We start from the raw sequence: 23202 nt of genomic DNA on the forward strand, positions 1-23202 counted from the left end.
GAGAAGGATGTTCCGCGGAATGAAATTCGGGCGTCCTATACGCATTTGGCGTTTTCGGTGGATGAGGCGGAGTTTGACGGGATAGTGGAGCGGCTGAAGCGGCTGGGTGTGGAGATCCTTCCTGGCCTTGAGCGGGATGGACGGGATAAGCGGTCGGTGTATTTTGTTGACCCGGATGGGCATAAGTTTGAGTTCCATACAGGGACGCTAGAGGATCGGCTTGCGTATTACCGGGAAGATAAGGGGCATATGGAGTTTTATTAAATAGGAAACACAAGACCATAAAGTAGCCTTGTGTTTCTATTTTTGTTCATTAGTTTAATTTACGAAAACAGTTTGACGAAATTATTATTCATCCATGTTTTATTTTTAGAAAATAGGATAATTACATAAGTAACGTCGAACAGTTTATAGAAGTTTGAAATTTCAGAGGATATGGTATAATAGTTTCTGGTTAGACGTATATACTAAAGACCGAACATGCTGGTACCATGTCCGGTCTCCAATAGGCGGTTCTCGCAAGGGGCCGGCTTTGGGGCAGTTAATCCACCCGAGTGGCCACTCAAGGGTGGATTATTTATTTTGTGTAAAAGCCAGTATTGTGACAACGAATCCCGCGAATGTAATCATTAGCGTCAGCGATTCGTATATTGTCACCGGCATCACCCCTTTCAACCAGGAGTATCCGGGCCACCCTTGGACACACTTATCCTATTGTCCTATTATTATACCACCTCACGCATATAAATACGGACATATATTCGCATAAAATTGGAATTAAGAGGTTGGGAAATATCTTTAGGTATTTTGGGGTATAAGAATCTTCTTGAGTTGGCAATTGATTGACCGTTATTCCTTTAGAAATTACATCGTGACTGTATTATTAATTACACCATCAATTGTTCCGTATTTTTCAACAGAAGAATCGATAAGTTTCTCTTGTTCCTCTGGATTGGTAATCTTCGCTTGGATAATGGCGGGGTTTCAAGTTCTTCCCGCTTCCATCCCCCGAGATAAAATTCCAACATTCCACCATTACAAACGCCTTGACAATGACTATTCCTATTCCCTTCGAACCGACATCGATGAGTACATTTTTGCCGTGTCATTGTAAATTCTTCATAATGACTCCTTTTCTATTAAAATTAGATTTATTATGCGCTACAGAAGAAGATCGGAAGACTGAAAAGGAATGTATACTCCATTCGGTTTTTTCCATTAATTTTAGTTTGACCGTTTTAAATACCTTTCGTATGATTAAAAAGTTAATATTTTATAGTGGGAAGTGTGACAGTTGAAAGGTTTTTTAAAATCGTTAGGCGCTATTGAAAAAATCGGTTTAGCCGTTTTAGTGCTTGGTATCGCATTAATGGCATCATGGATGCCAAGTATTTTTTATGCGTCGTTTTCCACTATTGATCCTGAGTATCCTTTTACCAGGGCCGATTTGTTCGGTAACGCGTTATCCTTTGTTAACGGAGGATGGAAGGTTTATTTTGGCCTTGTTTTTTATATTTCTGGACTAGTAATCCTTTATAAGAAAAGGACAATTTTTAAAACTAAGAAAGACGCTTTTAATTCTGTTGTATTGGTTTTTGTAATCGGAGCATTTTCCACTTTATTACAATCAATCTACATGGATATAAAGTTTTTTCTCGTTTTAGGCAGCCCCTCCATCGCATTAACGAATATGATTCAAAAACTAATTGGTGTGTTTGGGTGGACTAACCATGTCGCCTTCCTCATTAGTGTGGGCGGATTCTTTTATCTATACAGCCAATACAAACAAAAAGGCCCGAATAAAGAGGCTTATGAAGTAAGCGCATCAGATTTACTAGAAGAGGAGAAACATACATTGGGAAATAAGCAATTGACTGTCGGAAAGTGGTTTTGGACTCTATTTTTACTCGGGATTCCTATTGTGAATTTTATTTTATTATTGGTTTGGGGATTTGGGCCAGAAAGCCCTAGAAAGAACTTTTCCTTGGCTGTGCTCTTGTATAGCCTTATTGCATTAATATTGACTGTGATTGTCGTGCTGTTAGGTGCACTTTCTGCTATTGAGTAAATAGAAATAGACCGTATCGTATCTATACGAAGCGGTCTATTTTATTTCACGGAATATCGTTTTCAATTTACTTCTTCACAGGCACAGTTTCCCATTTCAAATGTTTCAATCCTATGAAAAATATTAAAAAAAGTCGGATACTGTTTCTTTTTTGTAAGATTACCTATATAATGCGCACTAGATGATTTTTAAAAGTAAAAATTATACTTCTAGCTTAAGTAAGGAGATATAGTATGAAAAAATTGATGTTTACACTCATGACCGGTCTACTGGCAGTTGTTTTAGCAGCATGCGGAGGAAATGAGGAAAGTAAAGAAGCTAAAAATGATGATAAAGCAAAACAAGAGGAAACCGATTATCAGAAAGAACAGCAAAAGAAAATGGAAGAAACACAAAAGAAATTAAAAGCTCAGCAAATAGATGAAAAGATAACTGTTGCCATTGTGAATGATAAAGAAATTTTAGGAAGCGACTATAATAACGCTTTAGCCTCTATCCAAGGACAAATGCAGCAAATGGGACAAGATCCGACTTCCAAGGAAGCTGCAGAACTAGTGAAAAACCAAACAATTGACAGCTTAGTGGTTCAAACTCTTCTCCTTCAAGACTTAGATAAAAAAAGCTATAAAGCTTCAGACGAAGATGTTAAAAAGCAGCTGGACGAACTAAAAAAGCAGTTTAAAACAGAAAAAGAATTCGAAGAAGCTGTTGAACAGTCCGGCATGGATATAAAAACACTTGAATCCAAAATTGCTGATGATCTTAAACTTAAGCAGTATTTTGACAAAGAAATGCCGGCCGGTAAAATAACCGATGAAGAAATTCAAAAAACGTATGATCAATTTGCGGAACAAAGCAAGAGTGCTGGACAAGAAGTTCCAAAGCTTGAAGAAGTAAAACCGCAAATCGAACAATCCCTTCAACAGCAAAAACAACAGGAAAAACTTGCTCAGCATGTTGAAAAATTAAAGAAGAATGCCAAGATTGATATTAAGATATAAGGTGTACACGCTAAAATAAAGGGATAAATCCCCTTTCAAAACGAAAAAGAAGATGAATCTCTACAAAAAGTGGAGTTCATCTTCTTTTTTATTCACCATATTTTCTTCGATATTGCCCGCTCATTACAATTATCCAGTTTTCTTCACATCAAGAATTTGTTGAATAAGCTGATCCCTATTAATAAGCTTAACAGAATTGGACTTGGCGAGTTCAATTGCCGCTTTTGTGAAATAACTGTTTGTAATCACCCAAGCCTCCCCAGCATCATAGTGTGATTGTGCAGCTTTTATTTCTTGTACCGCCTTCACACCAACATTATTACTATGTCTCTTAGCTTGGACCACAATTTTCCGCGCATTTTGGGTTAAAATCAAATCGGCTCCGAAATCACCACTGGAGGGAGTTACTTTAGCATTATAACCTAATGTAGAATATAACTCTTTTAGATAGTGCTCAAATTTGATACCATCCATTTTATCAATTTCGTTAATTCCTGATGCCCGTAGACGTTCCTTTAGCTTCTTGTTCCTAATTATTAGAAAAGCGATTGCAACTACCCAATAGACTATCATGATTGAAACTGTTGATTGTATAGATTGAGTTGCAAAGTAAATTAAAAAAGCAGGTACAATAAATATCAGATAAAATAAAGATTCAAGTTCTTTTTCCTTTTTGGATTTCCTTCTAGCCATAATTAACCCCTTTTTAAAAATTTGTTCCACATATCCATAAAATACCACATTCACCTTCATTTGGACAGATACTTATGACCTTAATGGACTGAGTCATTTTTTTGTTACGGTGAGTGATTTGGTACGGACGGTGGCTTTCAATCAGGATGTGCTGAGGACGAAGGTGGGGTATTACCGAAAGAAATTAAGGGATAAATAAAGGTTGATTAACTCTAAACTGAAAAAAATAGCGCGAACCAAATTTAATTGGATTAGCGCTATTTATATTGTACCGCCCCTATATAGTGCAGCGTGTTTAAACCATTCTTGGCCACTTCTACTCCTGGCTCGTATTGAAAGTTATACAACAGCACAACGGCATTTGCTTTTTCAGGAGCATTTTTCAGAAACATATCGTAGAATTTTGACAAAATGACTTCCTCATAAGATGCCCCCGCTAATAATTGGTTTAAGCTTGAAAGTGGTTGTTGATGGAACACACCCTCCCGGAAATCCTCGTCATAATACTCAATGGAGAAATCCTTTTCAAAATTGGAAGGAATGGCATCTCCATCTTCGTCATACTCAATCGATAAATATTCCATTAACTCTTCAGCAGTACTAAACTCCCCTACCCATAATGTGACGTACCCCTCTTGTTCCATTCATATCCCCCTTATACGTTTGGTTTTCATCCTTCAGGTACACTTTCAACATTTATGAATAGTCTCCAAATCATTGGTGATTTGTTCAAGGAAGTCCCAGTTAACTTCGTCATTAAGTTCGTACGCTATGTGTTCAATTAGGTGGAATGCCTGTTGGTCCATACCGCCATCGTATCCATACATGGAGAAGTATCGATTTTTAAAATACACAAACCAATAATACTGGCTGTAAAGGATTTGTTCGGTGGTAAATGAAGAACCGGCTGTTATTTCATGGCTAAATTCGTTTAAGATCAAAAAATAATGCAGGACCTTCTCCAATTCTTCATCATCGATCGTTATTATATTTGTTAAATCCAACTTATGATGGAAAGTTTGGTACAAAAGTTCAAGTTGATCTTTGGTAATTATCATCATTTGGGCACCTTATTCGAGTAGTATTTGTTTACTCTTTTTAACTTTCGGCGATTTATAATTAACTTTACTATATTTAGGAAACTGATTGAAGGGAGAATTTGAAATTTTAACCAGCTTAGTTCCCTACTTATTAAAGCATGCACATCCTGAACGGAAAGCTTATAATTAAATTGGAAATATTCAGGGAAAGGAATGAGTTAAGATCAAAATTGATTCCGTATTAGTGGCGAAACTGATAAAAGAGCAATTTCCCGAGTGGGCTCATTTAGAAATTAAACCGGTTAAAGTGAGCGGTCATGATAATCGGACATTCCACTTGGGGAATGACATGAGTGTCAGGCTGCCGAGTGCCCCTGGGTATGTTCCGCAAGTCGAAAAGGAACAAAAGTGGCTGCCTTTTTTAGCTAAAAAGCTTGCATTCCCTATTCCAACCCCAGTTGCAAAAGGAACTCCGAATGATGATTACCCATTTCCTTGGTCGATTTATAAATGGCTTGATGGAGAGACAGTAACGAGAGACAACGTAGTGGATCTAAATCAATTCGCAGCCGATTTGGGCGGATTTTTGATTGAATTGCAGTCCATTGACGCGAGTAGCGGCCCTTTGGCTGGAGCCCATAATTTTTACAGAGGCGCGCATCTATCTGTGTATGACGATGAAACGAGAAATGCAATCGAAAGTAATCTAGATGTATTTGATGAAACTGTTTTGACAGGGCTCTGGAATCTGGCATTAGCATCCAAGTGGGAACTGGAGCCGGTATGGCTTCACGGAGATATCGCGCCAGGAAACCTATTAGTGCAGGACGGGAAGCTCAGTGCCGTAATTGACTTTGGAATACTGGGAGTCGGGGACCCTTCCTGTGATGCGGCTATGGCTTGGACCTTTTTTGATCATGAGAGCAGGACTGTTTTCAAGGATGTATTAAAGATGGATGAAGGAACATGGAATCGGGCAAGAGGATGGGCTATGTGGAAGGCTTTAATCATCTATGAAGATTACAAGAACTCCGATAGTATGAAATTAAAAGAAGCGTATAACGTTATCCAGACAATCATTGAAGATTTTGAAACCTGACATGGAACTGAACCGGATCCTCTTTATTGTTATTTTCTCAAAAATAAGAACCATCCCCATTAAATATACGAGTGATGGGTTTGTTCAATTATAATGTAGGCAATGAAAATGACGGTTCATTGGGCTTGAAAAAAACTGGTGAAAAAGCTCAACTTCGATACGAAGATATGTTTGGTGGCCAAGCTTGCTTAACCCTTCAATGTGAAAACCCAGCTCATTTTTGATATCGGGTTCGGTTTTGAAGTGCAAAATTCGAATTAGCAGTGCTTTTCGTAGTGAAATTCGCAGTTGAATTAGCAAACACTTTAGCGGTGATTAGCACAAAAAAAGCTCGAAGCCATGGTGCTTCGAGCTTTTTTATAGTAGTGCGTTGTTCAACTAAAGCACCCGTTTGTTTAAGTGAAGAGTCTCACAAAACAACTTTATCAAACCAATTAATCCAATTTACCAAGAAATATTAATATTGTTGCTTCAAATCGTTGTATATTTCTTTTGCTTGTTTATATATATCATTGTTTGGCTCGATTTCATAGTTTTCAACGTAACCAAGATTAAAAATGCCCTTATCGTCAATTACTAAAGTTCCTGAAATTTGGTCGTTATAGATAAATATTATAGTTATTGCCTTTTCATAATTAATTTGTTGGTTGGTTTGTCCATTATATTTGATGTCATTGTAGGCATCAACTAATGACTGAACAGTTTCTTTTTCCACTTTATTATAAGCACTGTACGAACTCTGTCCTAAAGTAATATCAAAATAATCTGCTTTAATTTTCTTTACAGAATTATTATTACAACTGCTTACAATTAAAAACACTATTAGTATGGTAGAAATAAATAAAGAAGATTTTCTCACAATTCCACTCCCTTTATTCTACACTGATGAAAGTCTTGTTCAACTAAACTGCCCTTATGTTCAAAAAGGAATTCAACAAAAAAGGCGGTTAATCCTTCCTTGATCAACGCACCGCGTTAGCACAATAAGAAAGGTCCGTAATGGGGGATAGAGCAATTTTAATAGGTGCCAATTTTCCTCTGTATTAGAAAAGCCTGTTTTCAAAAAGTTGAAAAAACAGGCTTGTATCAACTGGCTGAAATCAATGTATAAAAAGGGGGGAAGATATAGTAAAACTAATTTCGTCTCTCAATCATTATTAGGTTGTCAAATACGATTTCTCCAATTTTCATCTGTGCTTTTTCTTTATCTGTTATAGTGAACGTAAACTCCTGTCCAAAGTATCTATTATTTAATTTGTACATAGTTACAATTCCGTGAAAATACGTTTCAGTGAAGTCATCAACTTCGATTATAAAGTACGATTTATCGACAGAGTTGAAAACCTTTATAGTTGGCTTTCCGTTTGCTGCGGTTCCATTGTCTACAAGGAAATACACTACTTCATCTATGGCTTGGTAGCTTCCTTCTAAGTCATTAAAATATGCAGAAAATTTCTTACTGGTATCCAATGCTTCTTTATTCCACTCGGCCATTTCTTTTGTCGCTTTCTTAAATTGTCGTGTGTTTGGATCTTCAAGAAAACTCCGCCCTTCACCTTGACTGATTGTAAGTACTCCATTTTCTTGGCTAATACGCAAGTAGGAGTCTTCTCCCAGTTCATCATCCCATAAATATAACTTCAACTCATTATCTTTTGAATCTTTTACTTCCATATTAAAATGGAAAGGTTCTCCTGTAGAAGCTTTTTGCTGCTTGGTGAATTGAACAACTCGATCTTCTGCTTTTTTAATAACATAGTATTCTTCTTCGTTTGACCATTTTCCTACCATTTGGTCCACCATAATTTCTTGTGCTGCAAGTTTTTTCTTCTCGAATTCCGTTAAATTAGAGTTTTCCTCTATTGACCATTTTATGTCCTTTGTTTTAGTTTTTCCTTTTGTAACCTGTGTGTCATCTGAAGAACAAGCAGTTAAGCCCATAACCAGTGCAATGCCTAAAACCCATACTTTTTTCATAGAAGTTTGCCTCTTTTCCCTCAATAGTAGTAACGTATAGTGAAAGCAGAACAACCCTTAACCTATTTCTATATATTGTATCGGTAAATTTCCCCATTTTGTTTAGCCAATAATATGAAAAAAAAGGAAATTTGGTTATCTAATAGTAGTTAAATGTACATTAATTAATTCCTAGATCAACGCATCCTTAGTTGAAAGATCAACAAAAAAATACCTGAGAATCATTTCTCAGGCAGTTTTTATTTGATTGTTGTTATAACTTTAATCATATTATTGAATGTTTCTTCAAAATTTCGAATCTGCAGATGGAACCTTGATGGTCGTTTTAAAAACATCTTCCTTTATTATTCAACTGCCCCGTTTATTCAATAAGGAGTTCAACAAAAAAGGGCGGAAGTCCTTCCAGGAACATCGCACCCGTTAGTTCAACAAGGGTTCTATCTTTCCCAATCATCAGGAAACAAAAGCCATATTGCTGGATCTAAACAGCACAATAAATGATGTTAATCGCATTAAAAATGAGCACTAAAACAGTGCTCATTTTTTCAATATATGAAGTTGAAAAATCCCCACATTAGAAACAATAATACAATTGGTAAGATTATAAATGCTACGCTACTTTTACTTTCTGAAAATCTTTTAATTAACCATTTATCAACAATGGCATATAACAAGGCGGCTAACATTCCATAAAGAGCGAACATCCTTTCTTGAAAAAATAGCCCGTTTGCTAATCCGAAAATCCCAAGGATTACAACATATAACCAATCATGCTTTTTAAAGAATTTATTCTGTAAAAATTCAATGCCAATTGAAACGATATTTCCGTATATCAAGACAACAACCCCAATATAAAACAGGAAAATAATAACCCATTGAAAAAATTTGTTACCAGGCTTATATACTTCACCCGAAGTATCTTGCAACAAACCATAAGATGCCAAAATGATTGAAAAAACCAACATAGTGGCAAAAGTCGTTATTAATTTTCTTTTGATGAAACTTCCTATTCCAGTTTCAATATTCTCCTCCAATCTTAACCCTCCTTTTCATAATCTTATCTTTATTTATTCATCTTAAAATAAAATATCCTTCATTTTCTTTTCTTCTAACTCCAATTATTTTAATAGCTTTTTATTGTTCCGTTTTTTCATGGCCCATCTTTACTTTCACCCTAAATTTATATTTAGGGATAGTTTGTCCAAGTCAGTTACAAAAATCCTTATTCAATATTACTGCACCTTTAGCTTAATAAGGAATTCAATAAAAAGGTGCCTTAATCCTTCTTGGATCAAAGCACCCGTTTGTTCAATAAGAAAAAGACTTCTATCTTTATTGAACCCCTTATATTTTCAACTTAATCTAATTCAATTGTATGAGCAGTTCGTTTTGCCGTCTCTTCGCCGAATAATTTGCTAACCACATGTAACGCCATTTGAATTCCTGCGGAAATACCTGCTGAAGTAATAACATTTCCTTCATCTACATACTTAACTCCTCTAATAACTTCTACTTCTGGGAAACTTCTTTCTAACAAATTTAAAGCTACCCGATTTGTAGTCGCTTTTTTTCCGTTAAGAATTCCAGCTTGGGCTAAGAAAAATGCTCCAGTACACACAGATGCTACTATTTTGTCTTTGTAATTTTCAATCCAAGTTATTATTTCTTTATTACTCTCTACTAACTTTAATGCTTTTAATGGACCACCAGGAACAATAATGATGTCAAATGTTGGTGCATCAGAAAAACTATAATCAGGCTTTACTTTTAACCCGTTATGTACCGTTATTTGCTTTCCATCATGAGAAACTGTACTTACCATAAAAGGTTTATCCTCTAAATTGTTAGAGAAGAGTTTTTTTACATCATTATCATTATAAGTAGTTAAGTTAAAAACTTCATAAGGACCAGTAAAATCTAAAGCATCTACATAATCAAATAACAGGATACCTACATTAAATTTGAGCATTTATTACCCCTCCTCAAAATTACTATACCCCCCTATAGTATAAATAGCAATTATTAATTTTTCTTATTAAACAAAACTGCCCGTTTGTTCAATAAGGATTTCAACAAAAAGGTGCCTTAATCCTTCTAGATCAAAGCACCCGTTAGCTTAGTAAAGTGTCCCCTTAAATTTATTTGGCTTGGTTACATAAGCTTCAATTATAAATCCACATTCCGTACAAATGATGTATTCAACTTCCGACCCAGTACTCACTTTAGTGAATGGATATATAACTCCAGTTCCACTGTGCTTACCTTTTCCTAGCTCTTTTCCGCCACATTTCGGACATTCATTTACTTGTGCCGATTGTTTCATTTAAAAATCTCCTTTATTTATATTTTATTTGAATTCTATATTCCGTTAATCGAGTTATATAAACCTCTGCATTTTATGTACGAATTAGAAATTTTAAAGTTCAACTATTAATCAATCCTGCCCCGTTAGTGAAACAAAAAAGAAGTTGCCATAACAGCTGTCTTTTTTTAGTTGTTCACTTGATGTTTTGATGAAAGTAATCTTCACATATGAAACTTCCTTCGTTTTTTAAATACGCTTTTATTTCAGTCATCCCTTTAAGCTTTGGATAACGCACTTTTATAAAAACAACCTCGTCTCCCTTGATTTCCTTACCACATTTAGTACACTTAGGATCTTCTCCAAACATTTATATCACCTCTAATTAAATCTTGTTTTTATTCTTATTACGTATTTTTTATACGATTTTTCTTCATTACAGGAATGGCTGCCCCGTATGTTCTATAAGGAATTCAACAAAAAAGGCCGTTAATCCTTCCTGGATCAACGCACCCTTTAGCAATAAGAAAACACACCCTCCAATAAGGTCTCTATTTTTCAAGAAGTAATTCAATTTATTATGTTCATTTATGCAATACGCTTAAAATCTTTACTTAAAGAAGACCGTTTTAATTTCTTTGTTTTTATTAAATATCTAATATCAGATAAATTATCATAGGACAATTGGATGTAGAAGTAATTAATAAATTCGAGTATAGCGAAAATATAAATAAATCCGCTGATCAGCAATCCATTAATTGGTAGACTGGGATATTTAACAAGTATATCGATAACAAATAAAATGATAGAAAAAATTATTATACTTACGTTTATTGCTTTCAATTTCCACAACAGTCTAACAGTTTTGATTGGAGTTATAGATTTATTTTCAGTAATTAGACACTTCCATTTGGAATGCCAATAATAAGTTCCTTGCATAAGGATAAACTCCAATAAGAAAAAGGAAATCCAAAAAGAAAGCAGTGAAAATAATTGCAGTTCAGGATATGTGTAATTAATATAGAAACTAAGAGGTAGGAACAATATTATTGCAAATCTTTCCCCTGTATATAAATATTTTAACCTACTTTCTAATACACTTTTCATAGTCAGATCCTTTCTAGTAATGTTCGCCTTCCCAATCCTATTATATATGTTTAATCGAATAAAAGTTTTCATCAACCTTTCTTATTCAACTAAACTGCCCTTATGTTGAATAAGATTTGCTTTATTTTTAACATAAATAACCAAAAACCTAATTTCTATTTTTAACAAACCATCACATAGTAATTAGCATACGAATTCCCAAGTTGGCAATAACTTCGGTCACTCTGCTAAAAGGGGTGCGAATTCGAGTGCTAAAACGCCATAAAACGTACAAAAATCCCTTATATATCAATAAAAAGATGGAGTCCAATTCAGTTGCGAATTGGACTGCTAATTTGTGTGCGAATTAAGTTTTTGTACTCGAACCCGTTACATTTTTGAGCAGGGTTTCTTTTTTATGGATTAGTTTTTTGCTATTGGCAGCGAGCTGTGTCAGCTGTCCGTCGAATTGTTGGATACTGACCTTTATGTATTGTCGCCAGCCGGTTTCTTATTGCAACTAAACTATCGAATGAAGCAAAACGAAACCATGAAATCTGAATCGGAATTAGATGATTTTAGGATAAATTGGTGATTTTTGTTGGAATTTATTTGAAGTTTGTCGAAGGGAAGTTAAACCAATCAACTATTGTTTAAATTATAATAAAACTGGAAAGAGACGATGTATCAATATTTAAGTGGCCACGAAAATATGATCCGTCATCGTCACAAATAAGGTTGAAATGAGTGGAAATTTGTATGACTTATCCAGTTGGATTATCGACTCAACCAACCAAATTTTTGGGGAAGCATTGAAGTGTAGCCTTAATTTGGACACTTGGGCTGCATGGAGCTACTAGTGTAACCGGCCCTCTTAAAAATATTTTTTAAGGGGAGAAAATGATGAAAAAAACTGGCTTCAGAAATGTGTTAAGCAAAAAAGCACTAAGCGCGGTCACTGTACTTGCTATTTCCGGACTTATTCCAACAAGTTTTGCGATTGCTGGGGAACTAGAAATTAAAGCGGAATTAGTCGCTTCATCAACTGATGTATCTGTTGAACAAGGGGCATCCAAGAGCTTCAAACTTTCAGTAAAATCGGATGGGAACATGACGGACGCTTATGTTACTGTCCCTACAAGGTTTGTTATTAGCGCAAGCGGTACTTTTACCCAAGAAAACCTAACTAAGGTACACCTGTATGCCAAAGATATGGAGGTTAAGGTAGACGCAGAAGTTCAAGTAGACCCTAACTTACAGCCTGGAAACTACACATTTACCTTCAAAAAAAATGAGGTAAAAATTGAAAATACAAATCAAACAGGAGCAAAGCTAGATAATGAAAAAGACGACCTCATTACTTTTGTTGTAACTAAAAAGCAAGTAACTGATACGACAGCTCCAGTTGTCACTGCGACTCCTGACAGACCTGCAAATGCTAAGGGCTGGTATAACGAGGATGTGACCGTAACTTTCACCGCTGCCGATGAGGAAGGTGGCTCTGATCTGGACGAGAGCTCGGTTTCTGCACCTGTTACAGTTTCTGAAGATGGTAGACATACTGTTACTGGGTATGCTAGAGATAAAGCCGAAAACGAGGGTTCTAAAAGTATTACGATTAATCTAGATAAAACAGCTCCAACCATTTCGGGATCTGCTGACCGAGAGGCAAATGAACATGGCTGGTATAATGATGATGTAACTGTTAGCTTTTCAGCAAGCGATGAAACCTCAGGAGTAGCAGACTATACGAAGGAAGTGTTACTGTCTGAAGGTGTGAATCGATCAGCAGAAGGTACTGCAATCGATAATGCCGGTAACTCAAGTTCTGCAATAGTTTCGGGCATTAATATTGATAAAAGGAAGCCAGTTATTACTGTTGAAGATGGTGGCACTTACACACTAAATCAAGTTGTGACTTGGTCAGCAACCGATACATTGTCCGGACTTGCAGACGAAGATAAAACTGGAACAATCGATACGTCTAAGGTTGGACCGCAAACGGATACAATAACTGTCACGGACAAGGCTGGAAATACTACAGAGGTGACGATAAGCTATACCGTTGTTTACAATTTTGGCGGGGTTCTTCAGCCAATCAAGGATGGTTCAATATTTAAAGCGGGCAGCACCGTTCCGGTTAAATTCCAATTAACTGACGCCCAAGGTAAGTTTATTTCAACTGCCAATGCAACTATTCATTATGCAAAAAGCAGTAACCAAGTCTTCGGGGATAACCTTGAAGCGGTATCAACTAGCGCGGCTACTTCCGGAAACAACTTTAGATATGATTCATCCTCAAATCAATATGTATTTAACTTGAGTACAAAAGGTTTAACTGCAGGTACTTACCAACTTACAATTACGCTTGATGACGGAACAAAGCAAAAAGTTGTTATTGGACTGAAATAATCTCATTCTCATGGAGGCTGACCAAAAAGATCGTTTAACGACGACTCTTTTGGGCGGCCTCTTTTTTCATTCGTGTGGAACAAGTTGTGCGTCGGTCAGCTACTTGTTGGCTGCTGACTTAGTGCGTTGTCGCCAGCCGTTTAACGGCTGGCTTTTTCCAAAACAATAATAACCCCCTTCAGCAATCACTTGCCGAAGAGGGTGAATTTCTTCATTATTATAGGAACAATCCTACGATCGTACCTGTTAGGACTGAGCCTAGTGTTGCGACGAATAATACTTTTAATCCAACTTTGGCCAGTCGGCTTGCCTGTTCTCGGTTGATGGCCTGTACGGTTCCGAGGACAATTCAGTTGGAAGAGAAATTAGCGAAAGAAACGAGGAATGCTGAGACGATCCCGACGGTTTTCGGGCTCATTTCAGGAATGATTTTCATGAAATCAAGCATGGCGACGAATTCATTGGCAGCTACCGTTCCCATGATGGAGCCGGATCTGAAAATCTCTGATGCCGGGATTCCCATTATGAAATCGACTGGGGCAAAGACATAACCGATAATTTCCTGGAATGTCATGCCTACCAAGTTCTCTAAAACAAAACTGATCATTGCCAGCAATCCAATGTACGTAATGAGCATCGCCGACAATTAATGCTGTTTTTCCTCCGATTAATGCACCGTTCCCGATTGAATCGAACAGTGATTTCTCGGGGATCATTTCTTTAATTTCAATTTCTTCATCTTCCGCTTTTCTTTTGAATACCGGGTGTTACTTTGCTGGAAATATTAAATGCTAACATCCCGTTTTTGGAAAATGGTAAATGTGAGTAACATGAAAATTACATAATAGACTGATAATGTTAGCAAGGAAATTGGCAGTGTAACATCCTCAAGAATTTTGTCTTGAAGCGCATACACAGTTAAATCCATGTGGGGAAAAATTAGGAATTTAGCCCACGTATATTTTTCTGCCAGCATGACAATCAGGCCGCCAAGAGTTGAAGAAAGGAACAAAACAAATATCCCGATTCCAACCGCCAAGGCCTGGCTTTTAAACAATGTAGACAGCATGAAGGATATTGTAATAAAAACCAAAAGGCTTGGCAGGTAATATAGGACCTTCAAGAAAAACTGCGGTCCAATTTCAGCTATTTTTCGCCCGCCTTCAAGTGTAAATTCGAAAAATTTGGCGGTGAACTCACCGGTGCCAAAGATAAGCGAGCCTGCAATATAACCTGAGACAATGAGAACAATAACAAGCAGTAACGAATAAATGACCGCTGAGAGATACTTTGACAAAAGGATTGCCCATCTTTCATGTGGCCTGATTAGCAGCTGTTTGATTGTCCCATCAGAAAACTCGGAGGATACAATGGCACTGCTGACGATTACAGCAAAAAGTGTAACAAGCGTAGTGATGCCATACACAGTCTGATTCATAAAATGCCAATTGCTCATTGCATTGGGATTAATATTCTCATCCAGATACTTTTGTTGTTGCTGTAAATCCGCCATCATCCATTCTTTTTCTTCTTCAGGTGCCGTTTTTAAATCCTGCTCCAATTGGTTCACACGGGCTTGTGTTTCCTCACGCCAATTTTTACTAGGTTCCTCTGTGAAATTTTTCTGAAGGATGCCACCAAGGACGACAGCAATTAAGATAATAACCATATAAATCCAACTGGATTTCTTTCCAAAAATCTTTCCTATCTCATTCTTAATTAACAAGGACACTATTCTTTACCTCCTGTTTCCCTTTGCAGTTAATTCGAGGAATCGATCTTCAAGTGAAGCGGTGACTTGGTTAATGGCATATACACTAATATCATTTGTGACTAATATCCTATTCGCTACGGCTATCTCTTCTTTTTCTAGGTTTATAGAAAATTGGTCTTCCCCTACTATCTTCATTTCATTTCCTAAATCGTTTTCCCTCAAAAGCTGCATGGCTGCTTCCAGGTTATTAACCACGAATAGAACAGTTTGTACGTTTTCACCTTCGTCATGGAGTTGATTAATTGAAGAAATATGAATCAATTTCCCCTGTTCAATAATGGCAAATCGATCACACATCAGCTGCATCTCAGACAATAAATGAGAGGATACGAGGACGGAAATGCCTTCTTTTGCAATGGACCTCAAATATTCCCGGAACTCTCGGATTCCCTGGGGATCGAGCCCATTCGTTGGTTCATCTAGGATTAATAATGATGGATTATGTAACAATGCCTGTGCGACGCCCAATCTTTGCCTCATCCCAAGTGAATAGGTCTTAACCTTCTGGTGGATGGCGTGTTCAATGCCGGCAAGCTTTATGACTTCTTGAATCCGCTCTTCGGTAACTTTGGTTTTCGCCATATTTGCATAGTGCTTTAGATTTTTATATCCGGTTAGGTATTTATAGAATTCTGGATTTTCAACAATTGCACCAATTTCACTCATCGATTCTTTAAATTGAGTGTCCAAATTAAAACCATTTACAATGACATTTCCTTTGGTACGCCCTATCAGGCTAACAATCATACGGATAATAGTCGTTTTCCCTGCTCCGTTCGGGCCAAGCAGTCCAAAGATTTCTCCTTTTTCAACTGAGAAGCTGACATCGTTGACAATTACCTTATCCTTAATTTTTTTTGTTAAGGATTGAACTTCCAATGCTTTTCCTGCCATTACTCTCCCTCTTTCTACAAACTAAACACTATAAACCCCATGTTAACAAAGAACAACCAGATTTTGGTGTGTAAAACGTTAAAATATTGTTAATTTCATCTACTCTTTAGCTAACAATATTGGAATTTTGAGTCGGAAACACTGGATATTCCTTGAGAAAATAAAGGAATGGAGACGGTTTTAAATCAAATTTGATCAGCTAGGTACATAAGCGTTATCGTCAATCTTTTCAACATAAAAAACCCCCTTCAGCAATAACTTGCCGAAGAGGGCTGGATTTCTTCATTATTATAGGAACAAACCTACAATCGTACCTGTTAGGACTGAGCCTAGTGTTGCGACGAATAATACTTTCAAACCAACTTTGGCTAATCGGCTTGCCTGTTCTCCGTTGATGGCCTGTACGGTTCCGAGGACGATTCCGATGGATGAGAAGTTGGCGAAGGAAACAAGGAATGCTGAGACGATTCCGACCGTTTTCGGNCAAACCAACTTTGGCTAATCGGCTTGCCTGTTCTCCGTTGATGGCCTGTACGGTTCCGAGGACGATTCCGATGGATGAGAAGTTGGCGAAGGAAACAAGGAATGCTGAGACGATTCCGACCGTTTTCGGGCTCATTTCTGGAATGATTTTCATGAAATCAAGCATGGCGATGAATTCGTTGGCAGCTACCTTTGTTCCCATAATGGAGCCGGACCTGACAATCTCAGACGCAGGGATTCCCATTATAAATGCTATTGGGGCGAAGACATAACCGATAATTTCCTGGAATGTCATGCCTACTAAGTTATCTAGAAAATAGTTGATCATCGCCAGCAAGCCAGTATACGTAATTAGCATCGCACCAACGATCAGTGCTGTTTTTCCTCCGATTAATGTACCGTTCCCGATTGCCTCAAATAATGATTTCTCTGGAATCATTTCTTTAATTTCAATTTCTTCATCTTCCTCTTTCGACACTGGAGAAACCATTGAAGAAAGAATCAAACCTGAGAAGACGTTAATCGGCAGGGCTACGAGTACAAACTCCGCAGGAATCATCTGCATGTAAGCCCCTAAAATCGAACAGGATACAGCAACCAAAGACGAAGTTACAACGATAAACAGGCGGTTGGGAGAAAGTTTGTGGATCTGCGATTTTACGGACAGGATTGCGGTTGTATCCCCGAAAACCATTGAGTTTACCGCTACAAACGATTCAATTTTCGGAAGGCCTGTAATTTTGGCGACAGCGCCGCCGATGTATTTAATCGCCAATGGCAAAATTCTTGTATACGTCAAAATTGAAAGCAATGCCGAGACGAAAATAATCATCATTAGGACGTTAACGAAGAAATAGTTCTTTCCTGCGAGGTCACCGAAAACGAAAGCGATCCCTTCGTTCCCGAATGAAAGAACTTTGTTAAAGACATTAACGATTGCTTGCAGGACTTTTTGCCCTATAGAAGTATTGAGCATGAACCAAGCTATGAACAGCTGAACAGCGAGCATGATCCCTACCGCACGGAAATTAATGTTTTTCTTGTCATTTGACATAAGCCAGGCGGTGGCTATGAGTGCAATAATCCCTAAAATTCCAATTAAGATTGTCATGATGATGAACTCCCATCTATGCAAGCCGTTAACCGTCCATTTCGATGGCCATCGGGTTAACGCTTTCATTTTCATTATTATTTCGAAATAATTATAACACGAATTTACACATTTACTACCCTAATTTTGAACATAAATACACTAAATATAATGGAAACCTTTATATACCCTTCCAGTTCTGGAAAATATGTAAATTTAACCAAAAACATTAGTTTTTGTGCAAATATTTAAAGTACCGTTTTTGTATTTTTGCCCATAATGCATTTGGCTATTCGCAGTCTTGTGTTGTCTAATTCCTACATTAAGAGTCTTTGTGATGAAAGCGATTTCTATTTTTTAAACTATTTTTGAATAATTATTATTAAAGTGGGGACTGGATTTTACGCCAATACCAACCAATGGAAGTTTGACATGGGCAAGCAGTTTGGTTTATATTTAATAAAATGCTTAATTAAGGAGTCTTTTAATTGACTACAAAGGATACACTCAGCCTCATCTTTGCTGCACTCGCCGATCCTACTCGCCGGAATATCCTGTCCAGGCTGTCACAGAGTCCCGCGACTGTCGGGGAGGTCGCTGAACTGTTCGAGATAAGCGCACCCGCTATTTCCCAACACCTCAAAGTACTTGAGAGGGCAGGGCTGATCGAACGTACAACCAATGCCCAATGGCGGACTTTGACGATACGGACTGAGCCTCTCGATGAGGCATCGGCCTGGGTCGAGAAGCACCGCCGTGAGTGGAACCAGCGCTTCGACCAACTTGAGGAACACCTCAAAACCATGATCAAAAAGGAGGAAAAGTGAATGAACATGCCTACATCCGTACCTGAGTTCACCATCACCCGGACCCTTAATGCCCGCCGCGAGCTCGTTTGGCGCGCCTGGACAGAAGACAAGGAACTTGCCGAATGGCTGCCTTCAACACCCCTGGAGACCGTCTCTTTCGACGTCCGAAAAGGCGGAAGGTACCGTTACACGATGGTGAACAACGAAACCGGCGAGGAGTTCCCCACCGGAGGGGTATTTCTTGACGTTGTACCTTTCGAAAGGCTCGTCTTCACCTGGGGTTATCCCGATGCTCCCATCGAGGACTCCCCTGTCGTGACCCTGACTCTCACCGAACAAGACGACCGCACCGAGATGACCTTCCACCTGCGCGGATTCGCTGGCCATCCAGGAGATCGTTATGTGTACGATGGGTGGTCCGACGCGCTAGATGACCTAATGGTACACGTGCTCGGCCAGAAGGAGTAGAAATAAATGAGCAGGGGGCGTGGTGAAGCCGTCCCCTGCTTTATTGCTTTATTTAGCGGCTCTTTCCTTGTCCCTGATGGCATCGACTTTGTCGGGAGTAAGAATAATGTCGCCGACGGAGGATACCCTTCCCCATTCATCCTTGTACACAATGTGCTTACGGTTGAATTTGACCGGGGTGTCGATGCCGGCCGCCGCTGCGAGGTTGAACAGGCCTTCGCGCAGCGAGATGACATAATTGGCGACACGGTACATTTTTTCTTCGATGACCAGGCCGTCCTGGAGCTTCGGATCGGTCGTCGCAACCCCCGCCGGGCAGGAGTTCGTGTGGCACTTGCCTGCCATAATGCAGCCGACACTGATCATGAAGCCGCGTGCGATGTTGACAAGGTCGGCGCCCATTGCCAGTGAAATCGCGATTTTATCCGGCGTAATGAGTTTTCCGGATGCAATCAGTTTCACCCGATTCCGGACATTATACTTTTTCAGCATTTCATCAACGACCGGCAGCGCCGATTGAATCGGCAGCCCGACGGCATCAGCAAGCTCCTGGTAAGTGGCCCCGGTTCCGCCTTCCCCGCCGTCGACGGAGATAAAGTCAGGGCCCATCCCGGTCTCCTTCATGATCGAAGCCATCTCTTCAAGCGAATCGAGGTCTCCCACAACTATTTTTATCCCGACCGGTTTCCCGCCAATGTCCCTCATCCGCTCCACAAACTCGAACATTTCGTGATAATTGCTGAATTCGTAAAACCGGTTCGGGCTGTTAATCGTTTTGCCAGGCTCCACAAGGCGGATGCGCGCGATTTCTTCAGTCACCTTTTCTCCTTCAAGGTGGCCGCCGCGGATTTTCGCCCCCTGGGCCAACTTTAATTCGAAAGCCTTAACCTGTTCGATTTCGCTTTTCCGCTTGAATTCTTCCCAGGAAAACTCCCCGCCCGGCGTTCGGACGCCAAACAGCCCCGGTCCAATCTGCATGATAATTTCCGGGTTCCCTGCCAGGTGATAGTCGGAAAGCCCGCCTTCCCCTGTATTCATCCACGTCCCGCCAGCAATCGCAAGCCCTTTCGAAAGAGCGGTAATCGCATGTTTGCCAAGTGCGCCGTAACTCATCGCCGACTGCCCGACAAGCCCCTTCACCTTAAAGGGTTTCCTGCACGTATCCTCGCCAATAATGACAGCATCCTCATCATGGAGGTAATACGGGTCGACCTGCTTTTCCTCCCGATGTTCCTTTCGGGTAATCAGGCCTTCCTCATCCACTTTATAGACCATCGTATTGATTTTCCGGCTGTTGTCGATTCGCAGTTCCTCCCTCTGCAACGGGAACATGCTGTTGCGGATATAGTAGCCGCTTTTTGTAAAATCGCGTTCCGAACCGAAGCCAATCAGCCTCTCCTTGTATTTGCCCGCCTTGACGATATCCTCGAATTCCTTTCGCGGGAATGGCGTGCCTTCAAGATTGCTCTGGAACAAATACTGCCTGAGCTCGGGGCCGATGTGCTCGGTGATGTACCTGATTCTGCCGACTATCGGAAAATTCCTGAGGATGGAATGCTGCTTTTGCGTATCGTCCTTCCGGTACACGTATGCGGCTGCAGCGGCGGCCCCAAGTAAGGCGGTTCCTTTCAAAATAGCTGGAAGGATCTTTCTCATCTCCGTCATCGTATCACCCTTCGTTCGATAATTATTTTTCATCAGCTCTATAATTCTGTCAGCGCTTGGCGAATCGGTGTTTCGCCTGACGTTACTGTGATGGTTTTGTTAAAAACATTTTCCGCATCCAGTGCCTCGACGAGCACCGAAGCGAGGTCTTCTTTCGGAATCTCCCCTTCTTCCATGGCGAAGGTTTCCGCTACTTCGACTTTCCCCTTCCCGGGCTTGTCCACAGGTTCACCCGGCCTGATGATCGTATAAGTAAGGGCTTCTTGCCTTAACAGCTCTTCCGGCATTTGTTTCGCACCGGTTGTGCCAGACCCGCTCGTGTCTGTCTCATCGTCTCTTAAAGCGCTTAGCAGTACAAAGCGCTTGACCCCGTGCTCCTTGGCTGACTTGATAGAATCAAGAACGAGCTGATGGTCGATGAGGATTGGCTTGCTCTCCCCGGTCCGGGGGCTTGCACCGCCTAAATAAATGACGGCGTGACAACCTGCGAAAGCGTTGGAAAAATCGTTCCCATCCATTCTTACAACCTCGCTCGCGCCTAGTTTCTTCAATCCTTCCTCCTGGTTTTCCGAGCCCGCCAAAGCAACTGTCTCATGCTGCTTCTCGCAAAGCAGCTTAACCACATGCTCCCCCGCCAAATCTTCCGTTCCAATCACAAGAACTCGCATCCTATTCCTCCTCCGGGTTTGATTGGGTATATGCTAGCTTGATCCTACTCCACCCTTCGTTTTCCAAACACTTATTCACCAGATGCTGTTATCCACTAAACCTTGCAGTGAAGTAATATACATTAGTTTTGATTCTTACATTGGACTTTTCCACCAATACTTGGGCGTAAACTAAAAAGAAGCAGGGACGGTTTTCTTCCTACCGATCCATGCTTCCTTATGACATGTTCCATGTAATGTTTTCCTCTCAAGGCTTTAAAAGGATAATTTAATAAGATTATTGGATTTTACGGTAAAATGTAAATGGAGAGGTGATAAGAATGAGAAGATTTATAATTGCTTCTATTGCTTATTTGACAGCAGGAATTGGTGTTTATCATACATTTTCTGGTGGTTTCGAGCTTTATGGTTTTTTCATTTTAATGACTGGTTTATTAGGTATTCTCTCTGATATTTTTATAAAAAGTTGAATACAGAATGAGTTTTTATTTTTTCTAAACAAACGGTTATCTTGATCCTGGAAGTCTTAACGCACCCTTATGTTGAATTCCTTCTTATGCTTCTTAAGGGGGATAGTTGAACAAGGATAACAACTCTAAATGCTTATTTGACTGATTTTGTTCATAGAAAGGGGCTATAAATTTGGCTACTATTAGATCGTATCAGAAAGAAACTATAAAAGGTCACTCGACTGTAAGTGACCTAAATATAAAATCTAAAGGACTATTTGAATTTTTGAGGTTTCTTAACTTTCATTGAAGCAACTTCTCCGCAATTCGTACAAATAGTCAAAATTAGTGGTGAACTTGAAAAATGAAGCATATCGAGCTTAATGGGTTTTACATTTGCCATAGATCCGCCTAATTCACCTTGTGTAAAGGAATCATTACCACAAGCCTTACAAACTAATTTGCTGTTTTCCATATTATCGCCTTTTATGTAATTTTATGTAATTCTATCATAAACAGGCCGGAACGTCTTCACACACTATAGCTAACTAATGAACAATACGGTTCTATTGTGTAATGTAGGATTACTTGCTAAAGGAGCGGGTGCGTTGATCCAAGAAGGATTAAGGCATCTTATTGTTAAAATCCCTATTGAACAAACAGGGCAGTTTAGTGGAGGAAATGATGTGGATTTGTAATAATAAAGTGATTAAATTTCATTAATGAAAAAATCATAGAAGCAGGTGTAAATGCATTATGAAAAATCAAAATAAGGGATTGTTAGTTTCTCAACTACTTATTTCAGTGAGTATCCTACTAATATCCATAACTCAAATGGAAAATTGGGTATCTTTCTCCTTATTTAGAAAATCGGTAACAATTTTACTGATGATATTAGGGATAGCAAATTTATTTCTTTTTATTGTATCGTTCTTTAAATGGAGGTATTCAAGGAAAGAGTCATAAGCAGAAAATTTTAATAGTGGAACATTCTTCGAAAATGTTCCACTTTAATACATTATTCAAGTAACGGGTGCGTTGATCCAGGAAGGATTAAGGCACTTTTTTGTTGAATTTCTTATTAAACCAACGGGGCAGGAATGTTCAAGAAAAACATAAAATATATAAGAAAACGAGACTACCTGAAAAGAGATGGTGATTGTATTGCAATGGAGTAAAACGAAATCTACATTAGAAAGTTTTTTATGTGACAAATTAAAAGGA

General features: G+C 38.9%; 24 protein-coding genes, 2 pseudogenes and 1 riboswitch. Of the genes and pseudogenes, 8 read left to right on the plus strand and 18 right to left on the minus strand.

The features are described 5' to 3' along the window. Nucleotides 1-264 (plus strand): VOC family protein (locus RB160_RS23585; protein WP_316572901.1); only part of this gene is annotated, 264 nt, incomplete at its 5' end. Nucleotides 265-573: 309 nt separating this feature from the next. On the opposite strand, the gene RB160_RS24090 is transcribed toward RB160_RS23585, so the two are convergent. Next, nucleotides 574-663, minus strand: a complete 90-nt coding sequence (locus tag RB160_RS24090; RefSeq protein ID WP_396954774.1) for a putative holin-like toxin — start codon at nt 661-663, stop codon at nt 574-576. Between the two features lie 631 nt (nt 664-1294). Here RB160_RS24090 and RB160_RS23590 point away from each other — a divergent pair. Together RB160_RS23590 and RB160_RS23595 are read left to right on the plus strand one after the other, a co-directional pair. Beyond that, nucleotides 1295-2068, plus strand: coding sequence for a hypothetical protein (locus RB160_RS23590; protein WP_316572902.1), 774 nt, complete (start codon nt 1295-1297; stop codon nt 2066-2068). Nucleotides 2069-2301: 233 nt separating this feature from the next. Continuing rightward, nucleotides 2302-3069, plus strand: coding sequence for a SurA N-terminal domain-containing protein (locus RB160_RS23595; RefSeq protein ID WP_316572903.1), 768 nt, complete (start codon nt 2302-2304; stop codon nt 3067-3069). Nucleotides 3070-3198: 129 nt separating this feature from the next. On the opposite strand, the gene RB160_RS23600 is transcribed toward RB160_RS23595, so the two are convergent. From RB160_RS23600 to RB160_RS23610, 3 genes are all read right to left on the minus strand, one after another. Beyond that, on the minus strand, nt 3199-3762 hold the full coding sequence (locus tag RB160_RS23600) for a restriction endonuclease (RefSeq protein ID WP_316572904.1): 564 nt from the start codon (nt 3760-3762) through the stop codon (nt 3199-3201). Between the two features lie 257 nt (nt 3763-4019). Continuing rightward, complete coding sequence (locus RB160_RS23605; protein WP_316572905.1) at nt 4020-4406, minus strand: immunity 22 family protein; 387 nt, start codon at nt 4404-4406, stop codon at nt 4020-4022. A gap of 45 nt (nt 4407-4451) precedes the next feature. Beyond that, nucleotides 4452-4823, minus strand: coding sequence for a hypothetical protein (locus RB160_RS23610; RefSeq protein ID WP_316572906.1), 372 nt, complete (start codon nt 4821-4823; stop codon nt 4452-4454). 202 nt (nt 4824-5025) lie between these two features. Here RB160_RS23610 and RB160_RS23615 point away from each other — a divergent pair, with 202 nt between their 5' ends. Beyond that, the gene (locus RB160_RS23615) at nt 5026-5901 is read left to right on the plus strand and encodes an aminoglycoside phosphotransferase family protein (protein ID WP_316572922.1); all 876 of its coding nucleotides are present in this window, start codon (nt 5026-5028) and stop codon (nt 5899-5901) included. Nucleotides 5902-6358: 457 nt separating this feature from the next. On the opposite strand, the gene RB160_RS23620 is transcribed toward RB160_RS23615, so the two are convergent. From RB160_RS23620 to RB160_RS23650, 7 genes are all read right to left on the minus strand, one after another. Beyond that, the gene (locus RB160_RS23620) at nt 6359-6760 is read right to left on the minus strand and encodes a hypothetical protein (RefSeq protein WP_316572907.1); all 402 of its coding nucleotides are present in this window, start codon (nt 6758-6760) and stop codon (nt 6359-6361) included. A 275-nt stretch (nt 6761-7035) separates the two neighbouring features. Next, entirely contained in the window at nt 7036-7878 is an 843-nt protein-coding gene (locus RB160_RS23625; protein WP_316572908.1) for a hypothetical protein, read from the minus strand. Between the two features lie 545 nt (nt 7879-8423). Continuing rightward, nucleotides 8424-8912, minus strand: a complete 489-nt coding sequence (locus RB160_RS23630; RefSeq protein ID WP_316572909.1) for a hypothetical protein — start codon at nt 8910-8912, stop codon at nt 8424-8426. A 323-nt stretch (nt 8913-9235) separates the two neighbouring features. Continuing rightward, a complete protein-coding gene (locus RB160_RS23635; protein WP_316572910.1) occupies nt 9236-9847 on the minus strand; it encodes a DJ-1/PfpI family protein in 612 nt (203 codons plus the stop codon). Between the two features lie 147 nt (nt 9848-9994). After that, a complete protein-coding gene (locus RB160_RS23640) occupies nt 9995-10201 on the minus strand; it encodes a transcription initiation factor TFIIIB (RefSeq protein ID WP_316572911.1) in 207 nt (68 codons plus the stop codon). A gap of 175 nt (nt 10202-10376) precedes the next feature. Beyond that, on the minus strand, nt 10377-10550 hold the full coding sequence (locus RB160_RS23645) for a Fe3+ hydroxamate ABC transporter substrate-binding protein (RefSeq protein ID WP_316572912.1): 174 nt from the start codon (nt 10548-10550) through the stop codon (nt 10377-10379). A 218-nt stretch (nt 10551-10768) separates the two neighbouring features. Beyond that, the gene (locus RB160_RS23650) at nt 10769-11287 is read right to left on the minus strand and encodes a general stress protein (RefSeq protein ID WP_316572913.1); all 519 of its coding nucleotides are present in this window, start codon (nt 11285-11287) and stop codon (nt 10769-10771) included. Nucleotides 11288-12063: 776 nt separating this feature from the next. Further along, nucleotides 12064-12146, plus strand: a riboswitch (cyclic di-GMP riboswitch). Between the two features lie 20 nt (nt 12147-12166). Between RB160_RS23650 and RB160_RS23655 the strand changes: the two genes are divergently transcribed. Continuing rightward, the gene (locus tag RB160_RS23655; protein WP_316572914.1) at nt 12167-13678 is read left to right on the plus strand and encodes a PxKF domain-containing protein; all 1512 of its coding nucleotides are present in this window, start codon (nt 12167-12169) and stop codon (nt 13676-13678) included. A gap of 349 nt (nt 13679-14027) precedes the next feature. Here RB160_RS23655 and RB160_RS23660 read toward each other — a convergent pair whose 3' ends face one another. From RB160_RS23660 to RB160_RS23680, 5 genes and pseudogenes are all read right to left on the minus strand, one after another. After that, a complete protein-coding gene (locus RB160_RS23660) occupies nt 14028-14315 on the minus strand; it encodes a nucleoside transporter C-terminal domain-containing protein (protein WP_316572923.1) in 288 nt (95 codons plus the stop codon). Nucleotides 14316-14462: 147 nt separating this feature from the next. After that, nucleotides 14463-15410 (minus strand): ABC transporter permease, encoded by a 948-nt coding sequence (locus RB160_RS23665; protein ID WP_316572915.1) that lies wholly within the window; start codon nt 15408-15410, stop codon nt 14463-14465. 6 nt (nt 15411-15416) lie between these two features. Next, on the minus strand, nt 15417-16346 hold the full coding sequence (locus tag RB160_RS23670) for an ABC transporter ATP-binding protein (protein ID WP_316572916.1): 930 nt from the start codon (nt 16344-16346) through the stop codon (nt 15417-15419). A 288-nt stretch (nt 16347-16634) separates the two neighbouring features. Beyond that, a pseudogene (locus RB160_RS24135) lies at nt 16635-16826 on the minus strand (nucleoside transporter C-terminal domain-containing protein); the annotation flags it as partial. Between the two features lie 64 nt (nt 16827-16890). After that, a pseudogene (locus tag RB160_RS23680) lies at nt 16891-18015 on the minus strand (NupC/NupG family nucleoside CNT transporter); the annotation flags it as partial. A 392-nt stretch (nt 18016-18407) separates the two neighbouring features. Between RB160_RS23680 and RB160_RS23685 the strand changes: the two are divergent. Both RB160_RS23685 and RB160_RS23690 read left to right on the plus strand, forming a co-directional pair. Then, nucleotides 18408-18746 (plus strand): ArsR/SmtB family transcription factor, encoded by a 339-nt coding sequence (locus RB160_RS23685; protein ID WP_316572917.1) that lies wholly within the window; start codon nt 18408-18410, stop codon nt 18744-18746. Continuing rightward, nucleotides 18747-19196 carry an SRPBCC family protein gene (locus RB160_RS23690; protein ID WP_316572918.1) on the plus strand — a complete coding sequence of 150 codons (450 nt, stop codon included), beginning with the start codon at nt 18747-18749 and terminating at the stop codon, nt 19194-19196. It begins immediately after the preceding gene. Nucleotides 19197-19244: 48 nt separating this feature from the next. On the opposite strand, the gene RB160_RS23695 is transcribed toward RB160_RS23690, so the two are convergent. Beyond that, nucleotides 19245-20861: an FMN-binding glutamate synthase family protein gene (locus RB160_RS23695; protein ID WP_316572919.1), complete on the minus strand. Its 1617-nt coding sequence runs from the start codon at nt 20859-20861 to the stop codon at nt 19245-19247. Between the two features lie 38 nt (nt 20862-20899). Beyond that, nucleotides 20900-21529 carry an NAD(P)H-binding protein gene (locus tag RB160_RS23700; RefSeq protein WP_316572920.1) on the minus strand — a complete coding sequence of 210 codons (630 nt, stop codon included), beginning with the start codon at nt 21527-21529 and terminating at the stop codon, nt 20900-20902. A 320-nt stretch (nt 21530-21849) separates the two neighbouring features. Here RB160_RS23700 and RB160_RS23705 point away from each other — a divergent pair, with 320 nt between their 5' ends. Next, nucleotides 21850-21999, plus strand: a complete 150-nt coding sequence (locus RB160_RS23705; protein WP_316572921.1) for a hypothetical protein — start codon at nt 21850-21852, stop codon at nt 21997-21999. Nucleotides 22000-23202 lie beyond the last annotated feature (1203 nt).

Origin of the sequence: Neobacillus sp. YIM B06451, assembly GCF_032667185.1 — a bacterium.
Taxonomy (GTDB): domain Bacteria; phylum Bacillota; class Bacilli; order Bacillales; family Cytobacillaceae; genus Bacillus_D.